Here is a 25,613-nt window from a genome sequence, read left to right as displayed (position 1 = left end):
CGGATCCGAGGAGGCGGGGATGGAGCTGACCCTGGTGTCATCGTCGTTCTGCGGCGCCTGCGCACGCACTCGGTCGGTGTTGGCCGACGCCGCTCGATTCCTGCCGGATGCGACGGTGACCGAGATCGATGTCGCTCAGGATCCGGACGCCGCGGAGGCACTCGACATCGACCACACGCCGACCGTGATCATCCGCGACGCATCGGGAGTCGAGGTGTTCCGAGCCACGGGGGTGCCGACGGTTCCGCAGGTGCTCACCGCAGCGGTCAAGGCTCTCCCGGCCTGAGCCCGCCCGTCCGCGTCGGATCTCTTGCGGAGGCAGGGCCCGGGGCGCAGACTGAGCGTCAGCGGTGCCGTAGTCTCACCTCTCACCTCCTGGAGTCCTCATGCCTGCCCTCAACCCGTATCTCTCGTTCCGCATCGAAGCCCGCGAGGCGATGGAGTTCTATCAGGGGGTGCTCGGCGGTGAGCTCGTGATCAACACCTTCGGAGAGTTCCCCGACATGGTGCAGGATTCGAGCCAGAAGGATCTCGTCATGCATGCCCAGCTCGATGCACCCGGTGGACTCGTCCTCATGGCATCCGATTCTCCCGACGGCATGCCCTACGAGAAGCCGCAGGGCTTCTCGGTCTCGCTCAGCGGCAACTCGCAGGACGCGACCCGTGCGGTGTGGGAGAAGCTGGCCGACGGGGCCACGATCACGATGCCCCTGGACGTGCCGCCGTGGGGCGGCCTCTTCGGGATGCTCGTCGACCGCTTCGGCATCCCGTGGATGCTGCACGGCGATCCGGAGGAGTGAGCGGGCACCGCTCAGCGCGGCTGCACGGCGCGACACGCGAGGTGCAGGGCCAGCCGCGCCTCGGGATCGGTCATGTCAATACCGAGGAGTTCCTGCACGCGCCGGATCCGGACCATGACCGTGTTGCGGTGCAGGCCGAGCGCACTCGCCGTCGCCGCGATGCCGGACTCGTGATCGAGGTAGGCGGAGAGCGTGGTGAGCAGCTCCCCACCGCCGTCGCGCAACGGCGCCAACAGCGATTCCGCCGCCGGGACGAAGGTGTCGTTCCCGGTCCAGGCGAGCAGCAGCTGCTCCAGGCCGAGGCTGTCGACACGCACGAACCACCCGGTCGCGGATCGCGATGCGGCGATGCGCGCCGCGTCGCCGGCCTCGTCCAGGGTCGTGGCCAGACCTTCCGCCCCGGCCTGCAGCGACCCGACACCGGTCGCCACCGCGAAATCGCGCAGCACGGCGAGGTGGAGTTCCCGCAGTGAGGCGACGGCGCGCTCCACCCGATCCGGATGCGGGGCTTCCGGGAACGACAGCCATCCGCTGAGTCCGCGGCCCGCCGTGGTCGCATGCGCCTCGCCGTCGATCGCGGAGAGACCGGCGCTCACCGAACGCAGCAGCGAGAAGGAATCGAGTCGTCCCCTCGCCACCACACGGAAGCCGATGTGGTGCCCGCCCGTGCGCCAGCCGCGCTCCGCCATGCGACGCTCGACGTCGGCATCGGCGGCCCCGTGCAGGTCGACGAAGTCCCGAAGCAGACCTGACGACACGGCGACGTCGTTCACCGCCGCCACCTCGTCGATCAGGATGCGCGCCGCGACTGCCGGCATCGCGATCTCTGCCGCGACCGAGAGCGACTGCACCTGCGCCTCTCCGAGCTCGCGACCGAAGAGCACGAGCCGCAGGCCGCTGCGCCCTGGACTGTCGACGCGCACCGAAGCCGCCGCGGAGTCGCCGGCCTTCGCCTGATCGAGCCAGGAATCGAAGCCGATCGCGGCGTGCAGGTGTTCGTCGAGGTGGGCCCCTGCCTCCTGGAGAACCCCGGACGAGTCGATCAATGCGGCCCCGACACCGAGGTTCGCCGCGATGTGCCCCAGCAGGTCGGCGAGGTCGTCGGCGGCGTACTCGAAGGACTGGGCGACCTTGCGCACCTGGCTGAGCGTCAGCGCGTCACGGGCCTCGAGCAGCATCCAGCAGGCCTTCGCGAGCTGCACAGGGCGCTCGACGTCGAGCAGACACAGGCCGATGCGGTCGGCGAGCCGGAACGCGCCCGCATCGAAGCCGGCCGCGCCGGGGAGGGCGAGTCCCGTGAAACCGCGGTCCCGCAGTCGTCGCAGCAGCGCGTCCTGCTGCCAGGTCGCGCTCGGGGCCGTCGAGGTGACGATCGCCAGGCGGTCCGCACCGCTGTCCGTCAGCTCCGCCTCCCCCGCTCCGACGGCGACCGCCTCCCAGGCGGTATCCGCAGGGCCGGCGATTCGCCGCAGCCCGCCGTTCTCCGCATGGGCGAGCAATGCGCTCAACCGCAGCCGCTCGATCACGCTGCGTCCAGATCGTCGAGACCGTACGCCGACGGCACCACCTGGGACCGCCGGTCGGGCCGCGCGTTCCACCACTCGGGCGCGGGGACGGCGAAGACCGCCACGTTCCGGGCGAGACCCAGCTCGGTGACCTCGAGGATCTCCCGGGACACCGCATCGACGATCACGATGATGGTGGGGGCCGAGGCGACGAGGAGTCCGTCGGTGAGCACGGCCAGCGCCTCGGATCGGGTGACCACGCGGTGCACCGCGCCGCCGAGACCGCTGATCTCGACCGCGTTCACGTGCGGGTCCTGGAGCGAGGGCGCGACCGAGACGATACGTCCTTCGGCGAGCAGCTCGGCCCCCAGAGCGTCGGCGAGGAGGGGAAGCGGAGCAGCGGCGGCGGCGAGGTAGGCCCTGCCGAGCTCGAGCGCGTACGCGAGGTGGCCTCCGATCGCGTGCTCCCGCAGATCGCCGACGGTGAAGCCGCCGAGCACCGCACAGCCGACACCGCCGGCCTGGATGATCGCCGATCGCACGACGCGCTCGGCGTCGATGGCCCGATGCGCCTCGACGAGCGCGACTCCGTCGGCACCCGTGTCGCAGGCGAAGACGAGCCCCGGCACGCTGTCGACGAAGAGCGACATCTGGTCCAGCCCCGGCACGGCGCGGCCGGTGCAGTCCGCGTCGAGCACGACGTGCGATCCGGCGAGCGTCAGTGGTGCGAGCCCGTTCATCCCCCCGCCTTCGAGCGAGCAGACTGCGGGAACCGGATGCCCGACCCAGCGCTCGACCGCGTCGAGGAGGCGGGCGAACGGCTCCTCCCCCGGAAGCCGCTCCCCGAGCAGCATCGTCGACCCCACGAACGCGACCCCGAGACAGGGCGTGGCGGGGTCGAGCGAGGAGACCGGGGAGACCTCGATGGGCCAGTCCGTCGCCCGCGCGAGCATGAGTTCGAGCATGGTGGTCGAGCCGCCGCCGCCCGAGCCGAGCAGCGCATAGCCGCGGGCGAGCGCCGTGAGGTCGTCGCGCTGCAGCATCATGCGCTCCAGCCTAGGGAGAAACGCCCTCGCCTGCGGACAGCGTCTCCACCGGGACGAACTCCGCCGAGAGCCCGAATGCGGACGGGCCGAACGCGGCGAGCGCATCGGGAGTGCGCATCATCTCGGGAGTGGAGATGCCCAGCACCCGCACGCGCTGTCCGTACCGGAGCCCCTCGGTCGTGATCGGCTCGGCGGTCTCGTGGTCGACGACGCAGATGAGGTCGGGCACGATCGCCACGAGCGTCTCTCCACGGTGGGCGATGAGGTTCTCATTCTGGAAGGAGATCTCGAACGTGTCGCCCTCCTCCGCCCCGAGCGGTGCGATGACCGCCCGCCCCTTGGCGAAGCCCTCTGTCGTGCGGCGTTCCACGTCGATGACCTTGCCGACGCAGAGCTCACGCAGGTGCGGGTAGAGAGTCGTCGAGAGGGTGTCGGCGATCGCCTCGAACGGCGAACGGTGCTCCTCTCGGGCGACCCGGATGGCGCGGCCGAGCGCGAGTGCCATCGAGATCGTGCGGGGCACGGCCGTTCGCCGGACGTCGGCTCCGGTCATCGCGTACTCCGCGATGTGACCGACGCCACCGAGGCGGATGGTGATGCCGCGGGCGAGCCACTCCATCTGCCGGTCGTCGTCGCCGGTGTCGATCACGACCTTCTCGCCGCGTTCCCCGGCGAGCGCGAGCGGCGACCCGTGCACGCCGTACACGGCGAAGGTCTCCATGGACAGCTCGGGGAACGCGCGGCCCATGCCGTCGGCGTCCACCACCGGGAGCCCGGTCTCGGCCGCGACGATGAGCGGGATCATCGAGTTGATGCCGCCGCACTCGATCGGCATGGTCGCGTCCGCGGTCCGTCCGAGGTGCTCCTCGAGCGTGCGCAGGGCGAGCGTGGGCTCCGTCCCGGCCGGGATCTTCTCGATCATCACGGTCGGGGCGCCCATCTGCGCCGTCGGGATCACGAACAGGTCGTCGGCGAGCTCGTCCGGGTCGAGGATCGTGATGCTCCCCTTCCCCAGCACCCGCTCGACCAGCATCTTGCCGATGTAGGGGTCGCCGCCTCCGCCCGTGCCGAGGAGCGTCGCGCCGCGGGCGAGATCGGGGAGGTCGGCAGCCGTGAGCTGCCAGCTCATGCCGCGGCTCCCGCCGACGCCGATCCGGTGGAGATGCTGCCGTCGAAACGGTGCGCCGGCATGTCATAGCCGAAGTAGCCGGGGCCCACCATCGCGAGGGCGGCCTCCGAATGCCAGCGCTCATCCGCCGGAGCCGCGATCACCCGCACCCGCTGCCCGTAGCGCAGGCCCTCGGTCGTGATCGGCTCGCCGGACTCACCGTCGAGCACCATGATCAGGTCGGGAGTAGTCGCGAGAACCGCCCCGTCGGCCTCGGCCACGAGGTTCTCGTTCTGGAACTGGAGAGTCAGCGTCGCACCGGCGTCACCGTCGATGCGTGCGCGCCCGCGTGCGAAGCCGGTCGTGGTGGCCCGGTGCACGTCGACGACCTTGCCGTCGAACAGCTCTCGGCCGCTCAGGAGATCGACGACCGCGTCGACCGGGTCGGTCTTCTCGTCGCGGGCCGTGGCGATGCGCTGCCCGATCTCGATGCAGCGCGACAGTGAACCGGAGACGAGCGACTCCCGCGCGGCCGTGCCGGACATGGAGAACCCGGAGATCATGACCGAGCAGCCCATCTCGACGCAGGCCACGCGGGCGATGCGCTCGGTCCAGGAGTTGTCCGCCGTCTGCAGCACGCCGGTGTTGCCCTTCTCGTCGCTGAACGCGAGGGGCGATGCCGTGACGCCGTACAGGGTCGGGAGCACCATCTGCAGCTCGGGGAAAGCGCGCCCCATGCCGTCGGCGTCGACCAGCGGCAGCCCGAGCGCGGCGGCCGCGGCGATCGGGATGGTCGAGTTGACACCGCCGACCTCCGCGCACGCGATGTGCGTGACGGGACGACCGAGGTGGATGGCGAGCGCCTTGACGGGCTCCACGACCTCGGCCAGGCTCGGGAGCTTCTCGACCATGACGGTCGGCGCGCCCATCATCGCGACGAACAGCACCAGCGCGTCGTCGGGCACCTCGTCGAGACCGACGACGGTGACGTCGCCGGAAGTCAGCGCCTGACGGGCGAGGAGCGCGCCGATGTAGGGGTCTCCTCCCCCACCGGTGCCGAGAACGGCGGCGCCGCGGGCGAGTCCGTCGATGTGTGCGGGAGTGATGGTCCAGCTCATGTCACGCCCCCATGTCGAGGTCGCCGACGGCTTTCACGCGGATGCGCGTCGCGTTGCCGGGGAGGTACGGGATGGGCACCTCGTCGAAGTCGATGAGCGACACGGTCGAGGGTTTGGCGCCGGCGGCGATGGCCTTGTCGACGGCCTCGGCCCGCACCTCGGCGAGCGTCTCCTCGCGGCGACCGGGTTCGATCGCGTAGACCTTGTCGATCTCGCCGCCGACCTGTGCGATCGAGGCGCCGATGGCGTTCGCGACCGCGTAGTTCTCCGGCCGGTGCACCGTGCCGAACAGCGGAAGCTCGTCGGGGAGCAGGATGGATCCGCCGCCGACCGCGACCACCGCGATGGGCTCGGGCGAGGTGCGCATGCGGTCGACGGCCTCGGACACGCGCTCGGCGATGCGCGCGAGCACCCGCTCGACGAACGCCGGGTCGAGGTGCGCGACCTTGCTCGCATCCCCGACCTGCGCGCGACCGGCCGCGACGGCGATGTCGGTGGCGGTCAGAGTCGATCCGCCGAAGACCAGTGCCTCCGTGGTCAGCTTGTAGCCGACGGAAGCCGGGCCGACCTCGGCCGTCTCCTCGTCGACGATGCTGCCGCCGCCGATGCCGAGCGAGAGCACATCGGGCATCCGGAAGTTGGTGCGGATGCCGGCGACCTTGACCTCGTTCGCCGTCTCGCGTGGGAAGCCGTTGATCAGCAACCCGATGTCGGCGGTGGTGCCGCCCACGTCGATCACGGCGCAGTCGTCGAGGCCGCTGGTGGCCGCTGCCCCGCGCATCGAGTTGGTCGGGCCGGACGCGAAGGTCGCGACCGGGTAGCGGCGCACGTACTCCTCGTCCATCAGCGTGCCGTCGTTCTGGCTGAGGAAGATCGGCGCCTCGATGCCCTGGGCGCGAACGGCCGAGGTGAGCCCGTCGACGATCTCGGAGGCGAGTTCGCGCAGCGCGGCGTTGATGATCGTCGCGTTCTCGCGCTCCAGGAGCCCGATGCGTCCGATCTCGTGCGACAGCGAGATGGCGGCATCCGCCCCCAGCACCTCCGCGACGATCTCGGCCGCCCGCACCTCGAGGTCGTGGTTCACGGGGCTGAACACCGAGGAGATGGCGACCGAGCGGATGCCGTGCGCCTTCATGTCCTCGGCGTGCGCCCGGATCTCGTCGGGGTCGAGCGGTGAGATCGGTCGGCCGTCGAACTCGTAGCCGCCGTGCGCGAGGTAGCTGCGGGCCTGGGTCGCTTCGACCAGCACCTCGGGCCAATCGATCAGGGGCGGCAGCGCACGGGTGGCGGGCAGCCCGAGCCGGAGGGCCGCGACCGGGGCGAGACGGCTCGCCTGCACGAGCGCGTTGATGAAGTGCGTCGTGCCGATCATGACGGCATCGATGTCGGCGCCCTCGAACGAGTGTCCGGCCCGCAGGTCCTCGATCGCCTGGATGATGCCGCTGGTGACGTCGGGGGTGGTCGAGTGCTTCACCCCCGCCAGGGTGCGGGTGCCGTCCATGAGGACTGCGTCGGTGTTGGTGCCGCCGACGTCGATGCCGATGTGCATGATGCTCGCTTTCCTGTGAGGGGTGTCTGTCTGTGGCGGCTCAGGCCGCTGCTGTCTGTTCGACCGGTGCGGCCTGCCGTGTGGTGGCCACGCCGACGCCGCGCACCCAGCCGAGCTTGCCCGCGACGATGTAGAGGGCCATCGAGAGGAAAAGGCTGAGAAGCGACGGGATGCCCCACGTCACGAAGTAGCCGACCAGCGCGGAGACCAGCCAGACGACGATCGTCGCGGGGACGATGCGCGGGGCGGTCGCCGGGAGGGTGCCTTCGTCGCGCGTCGCGTCGAGGTCGGGACGCCAGCGACGCACGATGTAGTACTCGGCGACCATGATGCCGGCGATCGGGGGGAACGCGACGCTCAGCACGATCAGGAACTCGGTGAACTGTCCGAGGATGCCGACCGCGGCGAGCACGGATCCGACGACGCCCAGCACGATGGTCGTGGTGACGCGGTGCAGGTTCTTCCCGAACGCGGTCGAGATGAAGTTCACCAGGCCCAGTGTGGAGGAGTACAGGTTCCAGTCGTTGATCTTCAGGGTGCCGGTGAGCACGATGAACAGGCCGATGAACCCGACCGAGGAGGTCACGATCGCGACGATGTCCCCCGTGGCCGCGGCGTGCGCCAGCAGCACGCCGGCGAGGCCGATCACGAACTCGCCGAGGGAGACGCCGACCACGGTCTGCTTGATGACGTCGGCGCGCGAGCGGTTGAAGCGGGTCATGTCGCCCGTGATGATCGCGCCGACGATGAGGCCACCCGCGACGATGCCGGTTCCGGCCCACACGCTCATCGTGGGTCCGGGCGCGGGGCCCGTGAGCAGTTCGCCGATGTCGTGACGGCTCAGCTCGGAGATGACCGACCAGCCGACGAGGATGAGGAACAGCGGCACGGTGATGTTCGCGAGCCACTGCATCCCGACGAAGCCGAAGGCCACGATCGCGGTGACCGCGAGGCCGAAGATGAGGCTCCAGGCCCAGACCGGCAGAGCGCCGGGCATGAGGGCATCGAGCGACTGCGCCGAGATGGCGGACTGGATGCCGAACCAGCCGATCAGGCTGATGCCGATCGCGAGCCCGACGAGGGAGGCGCCGATCTCGCCGAAGCCGGTCCAGCGTGCGAGGAGGGCGGTGTTGAGGCCCTCGCGCTGGCCGATGAAGCCGACCACGCACATGATCACCTCGAGGATGAGCGAGCCGAAGAGGAAGGCGAGGACAGCCTCGCCGAAAGTCATGCTGTAGCCGAGGGTCGCTCCGAGGAGGAACTGCGAGAGGGCCGAGACCTGTCCGAATCGCTGCACGGCGATGCCGAACCAGGGTTTGCGGGCCTCGGGAGTCACCCGGGAGAGCGCGAAGTCGTCTGCGTGCGCCGTGCGTGCCATGAGGATCCTTCGGGAGGAGGAGGGGAACGGGTTGTGCGCCACAGTAGCCACGCTCGCACACCGCACGACATGTGCATATCGCACGAGAATCGAACCCGGATGTGCGCATCGCACGTGCCGGCTCGGCGTCACGCCCGCGACAGCTCGCGTAGCGACCCCGAGAAACACCGAGACCCCCTCCTGCCGACAGCGGCACGAGGGGGTCTCGACGTGAAGTGGGGGTCTCGACGACCGCCGCGAAGGTCAGTGCAGCGCGTTCGTCTCGATGAAGGCGCGGAGCGCGTGCTCGTCGTCACCCATCTCGGTCACGTGCTGGGGAGCGTCGAGCATCTCCTGGAGCTCGGGCGCGTAGCCGAGCTCGACACCGATGGCCTCATGGATCGTCTCGGCGAACTTCTCGGGCTTGGCCGTCTCGAGCACGAGCATCGGGACACCCGGCTCGACGAACTCGCGCGCGACCTTTACGCCGTCGGCCGTGTGCGGGTCGATGACCTCACCCGTCGTCTCGTACACCGAGCGGATCGTCGCCAGCCGGTCAGCGTGCGTCGAGGTGCCGCTGACGATGCCGAACTCCTCGAGGAAGCGCTCCTGATCGGCCGAGAAGTCGAAGTACCCCTGGGCCTCGAGGTCGTCCCAGGCCCCCACGACGCGGGCGGGGTCACGGCCGACGAGTTCGAAGATGAACCGCTCGAGGTTCGACGCCTTGGAGATGTCCATCGAGGGGCTCGAGGTCGCGAGCGTCTGAGCGGCGCTGCGCGGGCGGTAGACGCCGGAGCGGAAGAACTCGTCGAGGACGTTGTTCTCGTTCGCGGCGAGCACGAGGCGACGGATCGGGAGACCCATCTGCTTGGCGAAGAAGCCGGAGAGGATGTTGCCGAAGTTTCCGGAGGGCACCGTGAAGGACAGCTCGGTCCAACCGCCGGCATCCGTCGCCCGCAACCACGCCCAGAAGTAGTAGACGGTCTGCGCCGTGATGCGCGCCAGGTTGATCGAGTTCACCGCGCCCAGGTGCTGCGCGCGCTTGAAGTCGAGATCGCCGGCGAGCTTCTTCACGAGGTTCTGGCAGTCGTCGAAGACGCCCTCGACCGCGATGTTGTGCACGTTCGCGTCGTCGAGCGAGAACATCTGCGCCCGCTGGAATGCGCTCATGCGGCCCTGCGGCGACAGCATGAACACCGCGACGCGCTCCTTGCCGCGGAGGGCGTGCTCGGCCGCAGAACCGGTGTCGCCCGAGGTCGCGCCGAGGATGTTGAGCACGGCGTCGTTGCGCTCCAGCGTGTACTCGAGCACCTGTCCGAGGAACTGCATCGCCATGTCCTTGAACGCGAGCGTCGGCCCCTCGGAGAGTCCGACGAGCGTCAGCTCGTCATCGATGGCCCGCAGCGGCACGACGCCGTCGGGGAAGCCGGCGTATGCCGCATCGGTCATCCGCGCGAGATCCGCGCGCGGGATGTCGGTCGCGAACAGCCCGAGCACCTCGGTCGCCAGCTGCGGGTACGTCAGCGCACGCCAGCGCTCGAGCGTTTCGCCGTCGACGGTCGGCATGACCTCGGGCACCGCCAGTCCGCCGTCGGGCGCGAGGCCCTCCAACAGCGTCTCGCTGAACGACTGCGGCTGCATGCCGCCGCGGGTGGAGATGAACTGCACGTTGGCTCCTCGGCTCGGGACTCGGCACGTCCATTCTCGCAGGGTGTTCGTCGGTGAGATGACGGGATGACGGATGCCGCCGCGCCGGCTCAGAACAGCGAGGTCGGCAGAGCTCCCTCATGCTCCAACAGCCAGCGCTTGGTCTCGAGGCCCTGGCCCGCATCGCCGCCGGAGTATCCGCCGAGGCCGTCGCCGGCCACCACCCGATGACAGGGCACGATCAGGGGGACGGGGTTCGCACCCATGATCGAACCGATCCCCCGGGCGGGGACGTCGGTGCCGCTGCGCGCGGCGAGGCCGCCGTACGTGATCGTCTCTCCGTGCCCGACCGTCTCGTGGAGGGCCGTGAGGACGGCTCGCGTCGCCACGGTCTGCACGCCGAGATCAACCGGAACGTCGAAGCGGCGCAGCGTGCCCGCGAAGTAGGCGGCCAGCTGCGCGAGTGCCTCGGCGAGCAGCGGATCAGCAGTCGGGCTGGCCGGGAGTGCGCTGCCCTCAGGCGGAGTGGACCGCCACGTGACGCGGGTGATCGCCACACTGTCGCTGACCACCCCGATCATCCCGACCGGGGTCGCGAGCGTGGCGAAGGCGGACATGCGTCGAGGCTACCCGGATGCTCCGACATCGGACTCACGACGACGAGACCGGGCCGTCGCGCAGAGGAGTCTGCGAGACGGCCCGGCCGTGTCAGCCGTGGGAGAGGTGCCGCCAGAGCGCGGCCCAGTGCTCCGGACGGAGGTCACGGGGAAGACGCCGGTCGTCGGCGCCGGCCGCCGCGACGGATCGACGCGCACGGGACACGGGCACTCGCGCCGCCGTCGCCACCACCGCAGCGAGGTTCGATCCCCGTCCCGTGAACATCGCCCGCACGAACGCCTCGTACTCCCGGCGGTCGGATGCCGGGACGAGCGGTGAGCCGCGACGGGTGATGGCCAGCACCCCGCCGTCGACGCTCGGCTGCGGCGAGAAGCCCCAGGCCGGAACGCGCCCTTCCAGAGAGAACTCGAACCACGGCGCGGACTGGGCGGTCATCATGGTGCCGCCGCCGACACCTGCCCGCTTGCGGGCCACCTCCCACTGCGTCAGCAGCACCGCCTGACTCCACCGGCCGCTGGACAGCAGTCGCCGGAGGATCGGTGTCGTCACATGGAACGGGATGTTGCCGACGACCACCTCGGCGTCGAGCGGATGGCGAGTCGCATCCGCGACCTCGATGCGCACGCCGGGCAGCGCCTTTCGCAGACGATGCACCCGATGCTCATCGACGTCGATCGCCGCGAGGGGTCGCTCCAACCTTGCGAGCGAGCGGGTGAGTGCGCCGTCACCGCACCCGAGCTCGAGGATCGAGCCCGAGGTGCGCCCGACGAGGTCGGTGATGCGGGCGAGGGTCGGACGATGGGTGAGGAAGTTCTGGCCGAGTTCGTGTCGGCCGCCATGGATTGAACGAGGCATGAGTGCGCTCCAGAAGAAGAATCGGAGCACCTCGAAGGAGGGGAGGACGCGAAGAGGCGTCAGAGAGGACTGCCCGTCCCGAGGTGCGATGACATCTCGGTGGACGGCGCGCAGATGCGTGCGGAGAGCGAGCGCGCCGTCAGGCGCGGCGGTCGCGGATCGCGTAGATGCGCCCCATCATGGGCGCAGCGCATATTGTTCCCATGCCTGACAGCATATCGGCCGTCAGATCCATCCGCGCTCCTCGGCGATGAGCACGGCCTGCTGGCGGGTGCCGACGGAGAGCTTTCCGAGGATGACCGAGATGTGGTTGCGCACGGTGCCCGGCGCGAGCGCGAGTGCCCGCGCGATCTGACCGGTCGTCTCGCCCCGGCGTCCGGCGCGCAGCACGTCGAGTTCCCGGTCGGTGAGCGGCGAGCGCTCGTCGCTCAAGGCGTCGGCGGCGATCTCGGGATCCACGTAGCGAGCGCCCGCGGCGACCCGGCGGATGACGGCGGCGACCTCGTCGGCACCGCGGGACTTCGGCAGGAAACCCGAGACGCCGGAGGCGAGCGCGCGACGGAGCACACCGGGTCGCGCATGACGGGTGACGACCACGCAGCGCGTCGCGATCGCCCTGTGCAGCTTCTCGGCGACCTGCACCCCGTCGAGTCCCGGCATCTCGAGGTCGAGCAGGCACACGTCCGGCTGCAGGCGCAGGGCTTCGGCGACGGCCTGCTCGCCGTCGGCGCACTCGGCGACCACCTCGATGTCGGGTTCCAGGCGCAGCAGCGCTGCGAGAGCGGAGCGGATCATCGCCTCGTCATCGGCGAGCAGCACGCGGATCATCGAGCGCCCTCACCCTGCGTCGGCACCGTCACGACCACCACGAACTCGTCGGCGTCGCGTCGCACCTCGAGGGAGCCGTGCGCCTCCTCGATCCTGCGGCGCACACCTTCCAGCCCGGAGCCGTCGTGCTCGACGTCGACGCCGGGGACCACATCGTTCGCGATCTCGTACCGCCACGCATCCGCGGTCCTGCGGAGCGCCAGCCGCGCCCGCGCTCCCCCGCCGTGCCGCAGCACGTTCGTCGTCGTCTCCCTTATCACGGGGCCCAGCGCGGATGCCGGAGCGGAATCGGCATCCGCGTCGATGGCGGACTCCACCTCGAGCCCGGCCGCGGTGAGAAGGTCGCGGGCGTTGGCCAGCTCATCCCCCAACGGCACCGAACGGAAGCGGGTCGCGAGGTCCCTGGTCCCCTGGCGCGCCTCGTCGACGCTCACCCGGGCGGCACGGAGCTGCTCCATCCCCGCGTCCGGGTCGGTCGGCAGCAGACGCTCCGCGAGTTCCAGCTGCAGCGCGATGACCTGCAGGTGGTGCCCCTGCAGATCGTGCACATCCGTGGCGACCCGCAGCCGCTCCTGCGTGGCGGCGAGCCTCGCCTCGGATGCGCGGGCGCGGTCGAGCGTGATCAGCACGTCCCACCACCACAGCGAGCTGACCAGCATCACCGGGAAGAAGACGGTGTACACGGCGGGGATCAGGAACGGGTTGTCGTCGGCGACGTCGAGAGCGGAATCCGCGATGCCGAGGAGGATGAGGGCGATCGTCGCCGTGATCACCACCTTGTACCGCACCCCGCGCGGCCAGTTCAGCAGGACGAGCGTCAGCACGAGGGGCATCACTGCGAGCTGCCAACTGCCGACCACGACGCCAGCGACGACTCCGTAGATCAGGGCGACGAGCAACGGCAGCAGCAGACGCATCCAGCGCACGCCCGGTTCGGCGTCCAGTCGGTGCCGGTAGTCGAGCAGCAACGGGATCGTGGACGCGCACCAGAGGATGCCGCCGACGCCGACCACGAGGCCGACGAAACCCGCGAGGTCGTCCGCGAGGGACGTGAGCGTCCACGAAACGATCAGCGCGAGCTCGAACGCGATCACGGCGGTCACGGTGTACCACCACGTGGCCGTGACGCCGCGGGACAGCTGTCGCGCCCCCGGACTCGGCTCGACGGGGGCGAGGGGCTCGGCGCGGCTGCTCACGCTCCCACGATAGGGCCGTGACAGTTGTCACGGATGCCGCGTGCGATCCACCCGGGAATCGGTGACGGCCCGACACTGCCGCCACGCCCTCGCGTCGAGTGGACTGGGGTCATCGCAGCGGAGAGACCGTTCGCACCGACATCAGGGAGCACCCCCATGAACCTCATCGAGACCTTCCAGGACCTGGTCGCCCAGGTTCCCGAGCTCGTGCAGCCCCTCATCGTCGCCCTCGCCGGCGCGATCCCCTTCATCGAGGGCGAGGGGGCGGTGAGCATCGGCATCATCGGCGGCATCCCACCCGTGGTCGCCGCGATCGCCGCGATCGTGGGCAACTTCCTGTGCGTCCTGGTGGTGGTGCTGGTGAGTTCGGGGGCCCGGCAGGCCGTCGTGAACCGCTCGCGAGCCAAGGCGGTCGCCCTCGCCGGCGGCGGCACGACGGAAGAGGGTGCGGTGGGCACCGCGGACACCGTGCACAGCACCCCGCGTCGCGAGAAGTTCCAGCGCGCGTTCGAGCGCTACGGCGTCCCGGGAGTCAGCCTGCTCGGCCCCCTCCTGCTGCCGACGCAGTTCACGGCGACGATGCTCGCCGCCTCCGGCGTCGGCAAGGCCCGCATCCTCTTCTGGCAGGCGCTCGCGATCATCGGTTGGACGACCATCGTCGCCGTCATCGTCGGCAGCGCGGTGTACGCGATCCGCTGAGCAGGTCAGGGTGCGGGGGCGTGACATCTCGTCGCGTCCCCACATCTTTGAGTTCAGCCTGTTCTGAATTCATTGTCTTCTGTACAGTGGTCACGTGACCACCGCCCTCGCCTCTTCCCCCACGCACACGGCCGCCGTCGCTCGCCTCGGGCACGCGCTCTCCGACCCCACACGCGCCGGTGTCCTGCTCGCCCTGCGGGAGGGCGCCGCCTATCCCGCCGACCTCGCCGAAGCGCTCGGCGTCTCGCGCCAGGCCATGTCGAACCATCTCGCGTGCCTCCGTGGATGCGGCCTCGTCGAGAGCGTGCCGGACGGCCGCCGTAGCAGCTATCGCCTGGCAGACCGGCACCTCGCACCCGCGCTCGACATGCTCATGCGGGTGACGCTCATCGTGGAGCCGGACTGCTGCTCCGGTGAAGGCTGCACCTGCTGATGACCGCGACGCTCACCCTTCCCCGTCGCCAGACCCTGCATCGCCGCATCCGCCTCATCGTCGGCATCACGATCGCCTACAACCTGATCGAGGCGGTCGTCGCGATCGCCGCCGGATCCGTCGCCTCCTCGGCCGCGCTCATCGGGTTCGGCCTGGACTCCACGATCGAGGTCCTGTCTGCGGGCGCGGTCGCCTGGCAGTTCACCCGCCGTGATCCGGAGCGCTGGGAGAAGCCGACCCTGCGCGTCATCGCGGTCGCCTTCTTCGCCCTCGCGGCCTACGTCACCGCGACCTCGGTGGCAGCGCTGGTCATGGTCGAACGTCCGGAGCACAGCACCGTCGGCATCGTCCTGACCGCCGTCAGCGTCGCGGTCATGCCCTTCCTGTCGTTCGCGGAGCGCCGTGCGGGTCGCGAGCTCGGCTCCGCCACCGCCGTCGCGGACTCGAAGCAGACGCTCATCTGCACGTACCTCTCGGCCGCGGTGCTGATCGGGCTGGTCGCGAACTCCCTGCTCGGGTGGTGGTGGGCGGATGCCGTCGCCGGACTGGTCATCGCGGCCTTCGCCGTGCGCGAGGGCATCGAGGCGTGGAAGGGCGACGCCTGCGCGACGTCGGTCGGCATGCTTCTCGAAGACGAAGACGACGAGCACCACGACCACGATCACTGAGGCAGGAGACATCCGCGCGGCCTAGGTTGGGGGAATGGATGCCGCCCCTCCTCTCCCCCGCGATCTCTTCGGGCGCACCATGCTCGTCACCGGCGCGAACGCGGGAATCGGGTACTGGTGCGCAGAGCAGCTCGCCGCGAGGGGTGCGCGGGTTCTGCTCGGATGCCGCTCCGCCGAACGCGCGGCGACAGCGGTCACGGCGATCCGCGCCCAGGTGCCCGACGCCGACCTGCGCGTGCTGCCACTCGACCTCGGCTCCCTCGACAGCGTGACCGAAGCGGCAGCCGACATCGGCGAACGGCTCGACGCGGTCATCTGCAATGCCGGGGTCAAGGCGGCCGACCGCTCGGCCCGCACGAGCGACGGTTTCGACCTCATGGTCGGCACCAACTTCCTCGGTCACTTCGCCCTCGTGGCGCAGCTCGAGTCGAGCCTCGGGCCGGACGCCCGTGTCGTCGCGGTGGGCTCGATCGCCCACCGCTTCGCGACCCTCGACGCGGCGACCCTCGACGCCCCGTGGACCGGCGCTTCGCTCCGGCAATACGGGCGGTCGAAGGCGGCGCTGATGGCCTTCGCGTTCGAACTGTCCCGACGGTGGTCGGACTCCTCCCGCTCGGCTGTCTGTGCACACCCGGGCTATGCGGTCGACCCGCTCACGCCTGCGCGTCCCGGTCTCGCCGAGGTGTCCGGCGTCGTCCGCGCCCTGTCCGCGCCGACCCGCCTGCTCGTGCAGGGCAAGGACGGCGGCGCGCTGCCCGTCGTCCACGCGGCCACGGCCGCAGACGTGAGGAACGGCGACTACTGGGGCCCCGGCGGTCTGCTCGAGTTCCGTGGGGCGCCGGCGCGGGTTGCCGCATCGGACGAGGTGCGCTCCGCGGCGATCGGGTCCGCAGTGTGGGCGGCTGCGGAGCGCATCACCGGGGTGCGCTTCCCTGCCTGATCCCCGCGCGAATGTCCGACCCCCGGTTCAGGATGCAGGCATGATCACGATGCTGTCGGCTCCGTCCGATCTCGGCCTGCGTCCGCCCGAGCCGGGCAGCGTCCCCGGCGCAGCGAAGGCACCGGAGGCTCTGCGCGAGGCCGGCCTGTTCGCCCGGTTCGCCGAGCTCGGGGCGACCGACTCCGGCGTCGTCCTGGCCGGCCGCTACGTCGACGACGATGCCATGAGACCGCCCGGACACGTGCGCAACGAGGGTGCCACGATCGACCATTCGCGGCGTCTGGCGGCACGCATCGGCGCAGCGCTCGACAGGGGCGAGGCTCCGCTCGTGATCGGCGGCGACTGCGCGATCCTGCTCGGCGCAGGTCTCGCGACCGTGCGCCGTGGCGGCATCGGACTGGTGCATGTCGACGGTCACACCGACTTCCGGCATCCGGGCAACAGCGACGAGTGCGCGAGCGTGGCCGGAGAGGCTCTCGCCGCGGCGATCGGCAGGCACTGGCCGGCCGTCGCCGACATCGACGGGCTCGGCCCTTCCTTCGCGGCCGAGCACACCGCGCACATCGGCCACCGCGACGATGACGAAGATCTGCCGGAGGTTCGCGGCATCCTGGGCGGTGTCTTCTCTTCCGCCGACATCCTCTCCCTCGGCGCCGCTCACGTCGGCGCGGAGGCCGCCGCCGTCGCGGGTTCCGCATACTGGCTCCAGGTCGACGTCGACGTGCTCGATGCCGCGATCATGCCCGCCGTCGACAGCCCCGACCCCGGGGGGATCGGGGCGGCAGAACTCACGACTCTGTTGCGCGAACTCGCACCGGGCGCGGTCGGCGCGTCGATCACGGTGTTCGACCCCGACCTCGATCCCGACGGACGCTATGCCCGCCTGCTGGTCGAGATCCTCACCGAAGGCCTCAGCGAGCTCGGCAGCCGCGTGCAGCAGCCCTGAGCCCGGACGATCGCGCGGTCAGACCTGCGGCTCCCCGACCTGCTCGAGCGTGACCCGCACACGCGAAATCCGACGTCGATCGAGCTCCGCCACCTGGATCGTCGCGCCCGGAACCTCGACCGTGTCGCCGACGACGGCGAGTCGCCCCAGCTGCTCCGTCACGAATCCGGCGATGGTGTCGGACGAGCCGCGCGGCATCGCCAGGCCAGTGGCCTCCTCGAAGTCCTGCAGGTTGAGTCGCCCGTCGAGTCCGTCGTCTGCGGAGATGAACACCTCGGCGTCATACTCGTCGAAGATCTCGCCGACCACCTCCTCCACGAGGTCTTCCAGGGTGACGAGGCCGTCGGTGCCGCCGTACTCGTCGACGACGACGGCGATGTGGTGCCCTTCCGCACGCATCCGGGTCAGGGTCGGCAGCACACGCGCGGACGAGGGGATGTACGGGATCTCGCGCATGAGCGCGCGCAGCGGCCGCGTCGGATCGTCGGACGCGGCCTCGAACAGATCACGGACGTGCACGAACCCGGTGATGTCGTCGATCGAGGTCTCCGAGACGGGGTAGCGCGAGAACGGAAGATCACGCACCTGCGCCATCACCTCGCCGACGCTCGCGGCCTCGTCGAGGGCGACGACCTCCGGGCGCGGGCGCATGACCTCGCTGACCTGCCGCCCCCGCAGGGAGAGCACGTCGTCGAGGATGCGTCGCTCGTCATCCGGCAGCCCCTGATGGCTGGCCACGATGTCGCGCACCTCCTCATCGGTCATCTCGTCGCTCGTCTTGTGCGGGTCTCCGCCGAGCAGCCGGACGAGGGCGTTCGTCGACACCGAGAGCAGCCAGATCACCGGACGCATGACCGTGGCGAAGCCGTTGAGAGCGGGCGCGACCGCGTAGGCGAACTGCGCGTTGCGCTGGATCGCGAGGCGCTTGGGCACGAGCTCTCCGAGCACGAGCGACAGGTAGGCGATCACGAGCGTGAGAACGAGTGTCGCGACCGTGAGCGCGAGCGCGGGGGCCAGCCCCCACGACTCGAGCACGGGCGCCAGGGACGGCGCGATCGATGTCGCACCGTACGCCGCCGAGGCGAACCCGGCGACGGTCACACCGATCTGCACCGCCGAGAGGAAGGTGTTGGGGTTGCGGGCGAGGGCCGCGACCTTCGCCCCGCGGCGCCCGCGCTGGCCGATCGCGTTGATCTGGCTCTCGCGCAGCGTGACGAGTGCCATCTCGGTGGCGGCGAAGACACCGCCGATCAGCACGAACGCGAAGACCAGGGCGATGTTCCAGAGGAGGTCGCCCATCAGCGGGCCGCCTCCTCTGTGGTGGGGTGAGCGCCCGGGATGAACCGGGCGCTCGTACTGTCGGAGTCCGAAGAGTCAGAACAGCGCTGCGCGCTCAAGAGTGCTCCTTCTGGGTGATGGTGGGGGTGGTGTCGGTAGAAGCGGTGACGGCATCCGGGGCACGACGGGTCTTGATGAGGCTCGCCGCCGTGGCCACCGCGATGGTCAGGCCGATGAACAGCAGCGAGAACCAGATCGGGATCTCGGGTGCCCACTCGACGCCCTGGCCGCCGTTGATGAACGGCAGCTCGTTGACGTGCAGCGCGTGCAGGACGAGCTTGACGCCGATGAACCCGAGGATGATCGCGAGCCCCTGGGCCAGGTAGACGAGCCGCTCGAGCAGGCCGCCGATGAGGAAGTAGAGCTGTCGGAGGCCCATGAGCGCGAAGGCGTTGGCGGTGAAGACGATGTACGCCTGGTCGGTGAGACCGTAGATCGCGGGGATCGAGTCGACGGCGAACACCAGGTCGATGAACCCGATCGCGATGATCGTGAGCAGCATCGGCGTGACGAAGCGCTTGCCGTTCTTGACGACGGTCAGCTTGTCGCCGTGGTACTCGTCGCTGACGGGCAGGTGTCGACGGACGAACGTCATGAAGCGCCCGTTCGCGGGGTTGCTCTCGTGGTTACTGAACGCCTGACGGTAGGCGAGCACGAGGAGCAGTGCGCCGAACAGGTAGAAGATCCACGAGAAGTTCTCGATGAGAGTCGCGCCGACGGCGATGAAGATGCCGCGCAGGATCAGCGCGATCACGATGCCGATCATCAGAACCTTCTGCTGATAGATCTTCGGCACTGCGAAGCCGGTCATCACGATGAGGAAGACGAACAGGTTGTCGATCGACAGTGCCTTCTCAGTCAGATAACCGGCGAAGTACTCACCGCCGAACGTCCAGCCGGAGAAGACGCCGATGCCGACGCCGAACAGCAGCGCGAGGCTGATGTAGAAGATCGACCAGCGCGCCGACTCCGCGATCGTCGGCTCGTGAGGCGTGCGCACGTGCGCGAAGAACTCATAGACGAAGAACGCGATCGTGACCGCGATCGTGATGATCCAGATCAGGGGGGTGATGTCCAAACGGGCTCCAGACTTCGGGGTACGACTGCACCGCCAAAGTCTTCTCCATTCCTGAACAGGAACCGGTGGCCCGGGATGCGACGTGCATCCGTAATGACGACCCGACCGTATCGGAGTACTCCCCTTGGGATCTCCAGGCTAGAAGACGACCCTTTGCGATTCCTGTGGGTTCGCCTGGAATGCCGGCGCCGGTGGACTCAGTCCTCGTCGATGATGTCCACACCCGCGACTTCGGCACGGTCGATCGTCGCGGGGAGCACGTCGTCGAAGAGCGTGACGAGCACTGCTCGGGTCTGGACCGCATCGCGCGCGTTGATCGCTTCGCGCATGGCGACGGTGAAGGCCTCGATCTTGTCCCACTCGAAAGCGTCCCGCGAGTGCTCGCCGAAGCGCCGGATCTGCGGTCCGAGACGTTCGATGATGACCGCTCGCGCAGCGTTGCCCTCGATGCGGGCGAAGCCGGTGGCGATGGCGCGCAGCGCAGTCCCGAAGCCCGTCACGTCACGTGACTTCACCGACCGCGACATGTCGTCGGCGAGATCCGTGAGGTACGCGACGTCGTCATCCTGGATCACCGGCATGACGTGGCGTACGGAGCCGATCCAGATGTCGCCGAAGAGGTCGACGGCGTTGCGGACCCGATCGAGGTCGATCGGCGCGACTCGCGTGTAGCGGTTGCGCTGCATCTCGACCAGGCCGTGATCGGCCAAGCGGTCCAGCGCGTGGCGGATCGGCGTCTTCGAGGTGCCGAGCCGCTCGGCGAGCTCGTAGTCCCGCAGACGCTCACCGGGGCGCAGCTCGCCGCTGATGATCGCTTCCTGCAACCGGGCGTATGCCTCGTCACTCATGGATCTGCGCTCGAGGGGTCCACCTGAGAGTGCCAATTTTCCTCCACTCGAACGGAAAGCGACGTAGAGCCTGAAGTTCTACCTACCATGCAATGTATCGCATCCCAGAGGCCGACGACCGTGGAAACCGCCGTGAGGGCGCCAGGCCGGGGTGCAGAAGCCTTCCGGTCGCAGCGGCTCCCACAGCGACAGGTCATCTCCGGCCAGGTGCCGATGTCAATCCGGGGCATCGACGACAGAGCATGACGCGCGGATCATCCCCTCGTCGATCCCTTCGTCGACCCAGCCCACGCGGTGGCTTCTTCAGTTAGTCTACGATGTAGATCTACGAAGGGGAATCATGAGCGACACACGATTGCGGTTGAGCGGCATCCGGCGATCCTTCGGCGAGCGCGCGGTGCTCTCCGGCGTCGATCTCGCCCTGCCGGCGGGTCAGATCCTGGGCCTCCTCGGACCCAACGGCGCGGGCAAGTCGACCCTGATCGCCATCGCCAACGGGTCGCTGGCACCCGATTCCGGGTCGGTCACCGTCGACGGCATCGACCTCGCCTCCCGCCGGGATACCGCCGCCGCCGTGATCGGCAGCGCGCCGCAACGTCTCGGTATCTACCCCTCCCTCACCGTGCGCGAGAACGTCGCGGGGTTCGCTCGCCTTCACGGCGTGCGCGGGCGTGAGCTGCGCGCACGATGCGCGGAGGTGATCGAGGGGCTGGGGCTGACGAAGAGCACCGGCATCCGCGCCGATCAGCTCAGCGGCGGCCAACAGCGCCGACTGCACCTCGCGATGGCGCTCACCCACAGCCCGCGCCTGTTGTTCCTCGACGAGCCGACCGTCGGTGCCGACGTGGAGTCGCGCCAGCAGATCCTCGACCTGGTGCGCCGCATCGCCGACGACGGAGCATCCGTGCTCTACACCACCCACTACCTCACCGAGCTCGAGCAGCTCCCGTCACGGCTCACTCTCCTGCACGACGGTGTGCTGCGAGATCTCGGAGACGTCAGCGAGGTGGTGAGGTCGCAGGGCGACGGCGTGCGCGTGCGCCTGCAGCCGAATACTCAGCCGCCGGCCGGTTGGGTGCGCGAGGGCGACTGGCTCGTGAGCGGATCGACGGGCACCAGCGCGGGTGAGCTGCTCGCCGAGCTGATCGCGCGTCTCGGCGTGAGCGCGAGCGCGATCATCGATGTGCGGTTCCCTCGCCCGACCCTCGAAAGCGCGTACGTGCGCCTGCTCCACGAGCAGGAGACGCCGACACTCGACGACGCGGAGGTGCACGGTGTTGCGGCATAGTCTCGCGGTCGCAGCGATCGACGCACGGATCCTGTGGCGCGACCCGTCTCCGGTCGTCGTCATGACGGTGATCCCGCTCGTGTTCGTCCCGTTCTTCGTTCCCGGTGCGCGGGGGCAGCTCGCCGCCGCCGGTTACGCCTCCGCGTCCGGTGTCGAGTACGCCGTCCCCGGCCTGGCCGTGCTGTTCGCCCTCCTGTGCGTCCAGCAGGTCGTCACGGCGTTCTTCCGTGATCATCAGTGGGGCACGTGGGACCGGCTGCGGACATCACCGGCCCGCAGCGTCGACCTCCTCCTCGGCAAGTCATTGACGGCATTCGCCGCGCAGCTGCTGCAGTTCGTCGCGGTGCTCCTCGGCGGCGCGCTCCTCTTCGGGTACCGCCCCAACGGCTCCGTACTCGGACTGGTCCTGGTGCTCGTGGCGTTCTCATCGGCGATGATCGGCTTCGGACTGCTCCTGGTGTCGGCATCCCGATCCCTCGAGCTCGCACTGGTCATCGGCAACGTGCTCGCCATGCTCATGGCGGGGATCGGCGGTGCGTTCGGGCCGGTCGAGTCGCTGCCGACCTGGATGCAGACCATCGCTCCGGCGTCGCCCGCATACTGGGCACTGCAGGCCATGCGGTCTCTCACCCTGGATCATGCCGGAGCGCTCGACACGCTCGGCCCGTCGATGGCACTCTTCGGCTTCGCTGCGGGCTTCGTCCTGCTCGCCGTCGCACTGCTCGCCCTGCGCAGGCGGAAAGGAATCTCCTGATGACACCTCGACCGGAGCGGATCTCCCGCGCCGACGTGCTGTCGGCAGCGCTCGAGCTGATCGACGCCGACGGCCTGGACCAGCTCACCATGCGCCGCCTGGGCACCGCGCTCGGGGCGGACCCGATGACCGCCTATCGGCACTTCGCCGGGAAGTCGGACCTCGCCGCTGCACTCGCCGACGAATTCTGGACGGGACTCTCGCTTCCCTCCACCTCCGGGGTGCCCGATTGGCGCGCCTACGCGCACGAACTGATGCGGGCCATCCGCACCGAGCTCGCCGCGCATTCCGGACTCATCCCGATCGTCGCGACGCACCCGATCACCTCCCCCGCGGCGCTCGCCGTGGCCGACGAGGCGATCGGCATCCTGCTCGGCCTCGGGGCTCCGGTCGATCCGACCCTCGGCGACCTCGTCAACGTGCTCGTGATGATCACCGTCGCCTCGGCGATGGGAGAGTTCAGCGCTCCCGCGGGGTCGGAGTCCACCGCTGCGGAGACGACCGAGGCCGAGGGCGAGCACGACGACACCGAGGCAGCACTGCTGTCGCAGCTGCCCCACCTCGGCCGGATCATCGCCGCGGGGTGGGCCCCGTCGGCCGAACGGCAGTTCGAGGCGGGCATCGGCGCCATCCTGCACGGCTGGCCGTTCGCCCTCCCCCCGACATCGTGAGGGCGGCCTCGACCGCGTGGCGGATGGCATTCGCACGCATCCGTGGGAATCCCCTGAGCAGCGTCTCGCTGATCCTGCTGATGGCGATCAGCTCCGCCACCGCCGGCGCGGGTGTCGCCACCCTCGTCTCGACGATCGGGGCGACGGAGCGGCTCTTCGCGCTCGCGGAAGCGCCGGACGCCGTGCAGATGCACGTCGGTCCGCTGGAGACCTCATCGCTGGATTCCTTCGCCGCGACGCACCAGGACATCGTCGACGACCACCAGGTGCAGGATGCGCTCCAGCTCGACAACCAGAACCTTCGGATGCACGGGATGACGGATGCCGCGCGCGACGGTGTGATGGACCTCCTGCTGGTCACCCAGAGCCCTCGATTCGACTTCCTGCTCGGACCCGACGGCACGCCGACCAACGTCCGCGACGGCGAGATCGCCGTGCCCGGCTACTACGCCGACGCCTACGACCTCGCGCGCGGTGACACGGTCGAGATCGCCGTGCAGGGTGACGTGCAGACGTTCACGGTCGCCGACACCGTCAGCGACGCCCAGATGGGGCCGAGTCTGGTCAACTCGAAGCGGTTCGTGGTGTCCGAAAGGGATTGGAACGACCTTGCCGAACGGCTCCCCGTGGAGCACATCCTCACCTTCCGCCTGGTCGACGACGCAGGAGATCGATTCGCGGAGGCCTACCGTCTGGCCGGACTCCCGGCCAACGGTGCGGCCGTCGACGGGAGCCTGCTGCGTCTGATCGCCGCGCTGACCGACGGTCTGGTCGCCATCCTCACCATCCTGGTGAGCATCGTCCTGCTCGCCATCACGCTGCTGTGCCTGCGGATCATGGTCCTCACCGCCCTCGAACAGGACGCCCGTCGGATCGGTGTGATGCGGGCGGTCGGCTTCTCGCACCGCGAGGTCTCCTCGACCCTGCTTCTCGGATACGCCGTGCAGTCGGGTGTCGCGGTGCTGGTCGCCCTGCTCCTGGTCTTCCCTGCATCCGCGCTTCTGCGGGGCGGCGACGTCGTCCTTTCGAGCGGGCACGGCAGCACCGGGACGATCGTGATGCTGCTGGCCGTCGTGGTCGCATCCGCGATCCCGACCGCGCTCGCGGCGCAGCTGCTGCGCCGGGTGCGGCGCATCAGCCCGCTGCTCGCTCTGACCAGGCCCGGGGTGTCGGCGCAGACCCGACGTCGTCCGCGTGCGCTGCGATGGGATCTTCCGATTCCTGTCAGCATCCGCCTCGCCGCACGCGGCCTCACCACGCGGGGCACCACCGCCGTGCTGCTGATCGTCATGGTCGGCTTCGCGGTCGCACTGGCGGCCCTGCCCCAGCGCGTGACCCAGACGATCGCGGCGCCCGACTTCATCACCACCATGGGCGTCGGCCAGAGCGACCTCCGTGCGTTCGTCCGCGAGGGTGCGGAGGCCAGCGCGGGCGACGCGCTCGAGCGGTCTCTGCGCGATGACCCGGACATCGCCCGGTTCGCGAAGGCCACCAGCTTCCGGGTCGCGCTCATCGCCGCGGCGCGCACCGATGACGTCGCTCTGGAAGTGGGCGACACGTCGGCCTTCCCCCTCGCTTATGCCCGTGGCGAAGCACCCGCGGGGCCCGGGGAGCTCGCGCTGTCGACCCTCGCCGCGCAGACGGCCGGAGTGGATGTCGGCCAGTCTGTCCAGGTGGACTCGGCCGGTTCGACCCATCGATACCGCATCACAGGCCTGTATCACGACATCACCAACGGTGGCCGATCGGGGAAAGCCGTCGAGCTGCCCGGTGGTGACGGTATCCCCCTGTGGCAGACGTTCATGGTCGACCTCCGAGAAGGCGTCGATCAGGGCGAGAAAGCCTCGGCGCTCGCGCTCGACCACCCGTCGGCGTCGTTCACCGAGCTGGACCGGTTCGTCCACTACACGCTGGGCGACACGGTCGAGCGTCTGAAGACGGCGTCGATGATCGCCTGGGCAGCCGCTGCCGTGGTGATGCTCTTGGTGTTCGCTCTCCGGGGGCGGCTCGAGGCGACTCGCGACGAGTCCGATCTGCGTCTGCTGCGGCTCCTCGGATGGACTCGCGGCGGGCTGCGCACGATCCCCCTGCTCCGGGCGGTGGGTGTCGCCGGGGCCGGTCTTCTCCTCGGGTGGGTCGCGACGGAGTCGCTCGGGCCCGGCGTGCTCGGTGCCACCCTCTCCTCGTTCGGCGGAGGCGCCACCGACCTCGTCGCGGCCAACGGCTGGAGCCTGATCACTGGCCCCGTGGTGGCTGCCGCCGCCGTGGTCGGTGCCCTCATCGCCTCCGCCCACAGCCCCGCACTCCTCAACGAAAGCTGACC

At 69.7% G+C, this 25,613-nt stretch carries 25 protein-coding genes; 11 read left to right on the top strand and 14 right to left on the bottom strand.

Annotated features, from left to right (window positions below):
* The first annotated feature begins 19 nt into the window (after positions 1-19).
* A complete protein-coding gene (locus OC372_RS12750; protein ID WP_105711117.1) occupies positions 20-286 on the top strand; it encodes a glutaredoxin domain-containing protein in 267 nt (88 codons plus the stop codon).
* 100 nt (positions 287-386) lie between these two features.
* Entirely contained in the window at positions 387-800 is a 414-nt protein-coding gene (locus tag OC372_RS12745; protein ID WP_262002289.1) for a VOC family protein, read from the top strand.
* Positions 801-811: 11 nt separating this feature from the next.
* Here the strand turns inward: OC372_RS12745 and OC372_RS12740 are convergent, their stop codons facing one another.
* The 11 genes from OC372_RS12740 to OC372_RS12690 form a co-directional block, all read right to left on the bottom strand.
* Positions 812-2,326, bottom strand: a complete 1,515-nt coding sequence (locus OC372_RS12740; protein ID WP_262002288.1) for a PucR family transcriptional regulator — start codon at positions 2,324-2,326, stop codon at positions 812-814.
* Positions 2,323-3,351: a DUF917 family protein gene (locus tag OC372_RS12735; protein ID WP_105711115.1), complete on the bottom strand. Its 1,029-nt coding sequence runs from the start codon at positions 3,349-3,351 to the stop codon at positions 2,323-2,325. The genes OC372_RS12740 and OC372_RS12735 overlap by 4 nt, the downstream gene beginning before the upstream one ends.
* Positions 3,352-3,361: 10 nt before the next feature.
* Complete coding sequence (locus OC372_RS12730) at positions 3,362-4,480, bottom strand: DUF917 domain-containing protein (protein WP_029263813.1); 1,119 nt, start codon at positions 4,478-4,480, stop codon at positions 3,362-3,364.
* Positions 4,477-5,577 (bottom strand): DUF917 domain-containing protein, encoded by a 1,101-nt coding sequence (locus OC372_RS12725; RefSeq protein WP_262002287.1) that lies wholly within the window; start codon positions 5,575-5,577, stop codon positions 4,477-4,479. Before OC372_RS12725 ends, OC372_RS12730 begins: the two co-directional genes overlap by 4 nt.
* A gap of 1 nt (position 5,578) precedes the next feature.
* The gene (locus tag OC372_RS12720) at positions 5,579-7,126 is read right to left on the bottom strand and encodes a hydantoinase/oxoprolinase family protein (RefSeq protein ID WP_262002286.1); all 1,548 of its coding nucleotides are present in this window, start codon (positions 7,124-7,126) and stop codon (positions 5,579-5,581) included.
* Positions 7,127-7,166: 40 nt separating this feature from the next.
* Positions 7,167-8,504 carry a purine-cytosine permease family protein gene (locus tag OC372_RS12715; RefSeq protein WP_262002285.1) on the bottom strand — a complete coding sequence of 446 codons (1,338 nt, stop codon included), beginning with the start codon at positions 8,502-8,504 and terminating at the stop codon, positions 7,167-7,169.
* Between the two features lie 243 nt (positions 8,505-8,747).
* Positions 8,748-10,151 (bottom strand): threonine synthase, encoded by a 1,404-nt coding sequence (gene thrC / locus OC372_RS12710; RefSeq protein ID WP_262002284.1) that lies wholly within the window; start codon positions 10,149-10,151, stop codon positions 8,748-8,750.
* Between the two features lie 89 nt (positions 10,152-10,240).
* Positions 10,241-10,747, bottom strand: a complete 507-nt coding sequence (locus OC372_RS12705; protein WP_262002283.1) for a methylated-DNA--[protein]-cysteine S-methyltransferase — start codon at positions 10,745-10,747, stop codon at positions 10,241-10,243.
* A gap of 91 nt (positions 10,748-10,838) precedes the next feature.
* Positions 10,839-11,603: a 23S ribosomal RNA methyltransferase Erm gene (gene erm / locus OC372_RS12700; RefSeq protein ID WP_262002282.1), complete on the bottom strand. Its 765-nt coding sequence runs from the start codon at positions 11,601-11,603 to the stop codon at positions 10,839-10,841.
* A 225-nt stretch (positions 11,604-11,828) separates the two neighbouring features.
* Positions 11,829-12,431 (bottom strand): response regulator transcription factor, encoded by a 603-nt coding sequence (locus OC372_RS12695; protein WP_105711110.1) that lies wholly within the window; start codon positions 12,429-12,431, stop codon positions 11,829-11,831.
* A complete protein-coding gene (locus OC372_RS12690) occupies positions 12,428-13,627 on the bottom strand; it encodes a sensor histidine kinase (protein WP_262002281.1) in 1,200 nt (399 codons plus the stop codon). Before OC372_RS12690 ends, OC372_RS12695 begins: the two co-directional genes overlap by 4 nt.
* Positions 13,628-13,783: 156 nt before the next feature.
* Here OC372_RS12690 and OC372_RS12685 point away from each other — a divergent pair, with 156 nt between their 5' ends.
* From OC372_RS12685 to OC372_RS12665, 5 genes are all read left to right on the top strand, one after another.
* Complete coding sequence (locus tag OC372_RS12685; RefSeq protein ID WP_029263804.1) at positions 13,784-14,326, top strand: hypothetical protein; 543 nt, start codon at positions 13,784-13,786, stop codon at positions 14,324-14,326.
* 94 nt (positions 14,327-14,420) lie between these two features.
* The gene (locus OC372_RS12680) at positions 14,421-14,759 is read left to right on the top strand and encodes an ArsR/SmtB family transcription factor (protein ID WP_262002280.1); all 339 of its coding nucleotides are present in this window, start codon (positions 14,421-14,423) and stop codon (positions 14,757-14,759) included.
* Complete coding sequence (locus tag OC372_RS12675) at positions 14,759-15,427, top strand: cation transporter (RefSeq protein ID WP_262002279.1); 669 nt, start codon at positions 14,759-14,761, stop codon at positions 15,425-15,427. Before OC372_RS12680 ends, OC372_RS12675 begins: the two co-directional genes overlap by 1 nt.
* Before the next feature lie 34 nt (positions 15,428-15,461).
* Positions 15,462-16,367 (top strand): SDR family NAD(P)-dependent oxidoreductase, encoded by a 906-nt coding sequence (locus OC372_RS12670; protein ID WP_262002278.1) that lies wholly within the window; start codon positions 15,462-15,464, stop codon positions 16,365-16,367.
* A gap of 40 nt (positions 16,368-16,407) precedes the next feature.
* The gene (locus OC372_RS12665; RefSeq protein WP_262002277.1) at positions 16,408-17,313 is read left to right on the top strand and encodes an arginase family protein; all 906 of its coding nucleotides are present in this window, start codon (positions 16,408-16,410) and stop codon (positions 17,311-17,313) included.
* A gap of 18 nt (positions 17,314-17,331) precedes the next feature.
* Here OC372_RS12665 and OC372_RS12660 read toward each other — a convergent pair whose 3' ends face one another.
* The 3 genes from OC372_RS12660 to OC372_RS12650 all read right to left on the bottom strand — a co-directional run bounded on the left by OC372_RS12660 (position 17,332) and on the right by OC372_RS12650 (position 20,577).
* A complete protein-coding gene (locus tag OC372_RS12660) occupies positions 17,332-18,612 on the bottom strand; it encodes a hemolysin family protein (protein WP_262002276.1) in 1,281 nt (426 codons plus the stop codon).
* A 94-nt stretch (positions 18,613-18,706) separates the two neighbouring features.
* A complete protein-coding gene (locus OC372_RS12655) occupies positions 18,707-19,729 on the bottom strand; it encodes a TerC family protein (RefSeq protein ID WP_262002275.1) in 1,023 nt (340 codons plus the stop codon).
* A 197-nt stretch (positions 19,730-19,926) separates the two neighbouring features.
* Positions 19,927-20,577, bottom strand: a complete 651-nt coding sequence (locus OC372_RS12650; protein WP_029273773.1) for a GntR family transcriptional regulator — start codon at positions 20,575-20,577, stop codon at positions 19,927-19,929.
* 340 nt (positions 20,578-20,917) lie between these two features.
* Between OC372_RS12650 and OC372_RS12645 the strand changes: the two genes are divergently transcribed.
* Genes OC372_RS12645 through OC372_RS12630 form a run of 4 tightly spaced genes read left to right on the top strand, consistent with a single transcriptional unit; the run spans position 20,918 to position 25,611 of the window.
* The gene (locus OC372_RS12645) at positions 20,918-21,865 is read left to right on the top strand and encodes an ABC transporter ATP-binding protein (protein ID WP_262002274.1); all 948 of its coding nucleotides are present in this window, start codon (positions 20,918-20,920) and stop codon (positions 21,863-21,865) included.
* Positions 21,855-22,619 carry an ABC transporter permease gene (locus OC372_RS12640; RefSeq protein ID WP_262002273.1) on the top strand — a complete coding sequence of 255 codons (765 nt, stop codon included), beginning with the start codon at positions 21,855-21,857 and terminating at the stop codon, positions 22,617-22,619. The genes OC372_RS12645 and OC372_RS12640 overlap by 11 nt, the downstream gene beginning before the upstream one ends.
* Positions 22,619-23,290 carry a TetR/AcrR family transcriptional regulator gene (locus OC372_RS12635; protein WP_262002272.1) on the top strand — a complete coding sequence of 224 codons (672 nt, stop codon included), beginning with the start codon at positions 22,619-22,621 and terminating at the stop codon, positions 23,288-23,290. The genes OC372_RS12640 and OC372_RS12635 overlap by 1 nt, the downstream gene beginning before the upstream one ends.
* Before the next feature lie 23 nt (positions 23,291-23,313).
* A complete protein-coding gene (locus tag OC372_RS12630; protein WP_262002271.1) occupies positions 23,314-25,611 on the top strand; it encodes an FtsX-like permease family protein in 2,298 nt (765 codons plus the stop codon).
* Positions 25,612-25,613 lie beyond the last annotated feature (2 nt).

This window comes from Microbacterium sp. Mcb102 (assembly GCF_024519805.1).
Classification (GTDB): Bacteria; Actinomycetota; Actinomycetes; order Actinomycetales; family Microbacteriaceae; genus Microbacterium.
The sequence above is the reverse complement of the archived record's forward strand: the minus strand, read 5'-3'. Positions and strand labels throughout refer to the sequence as shown.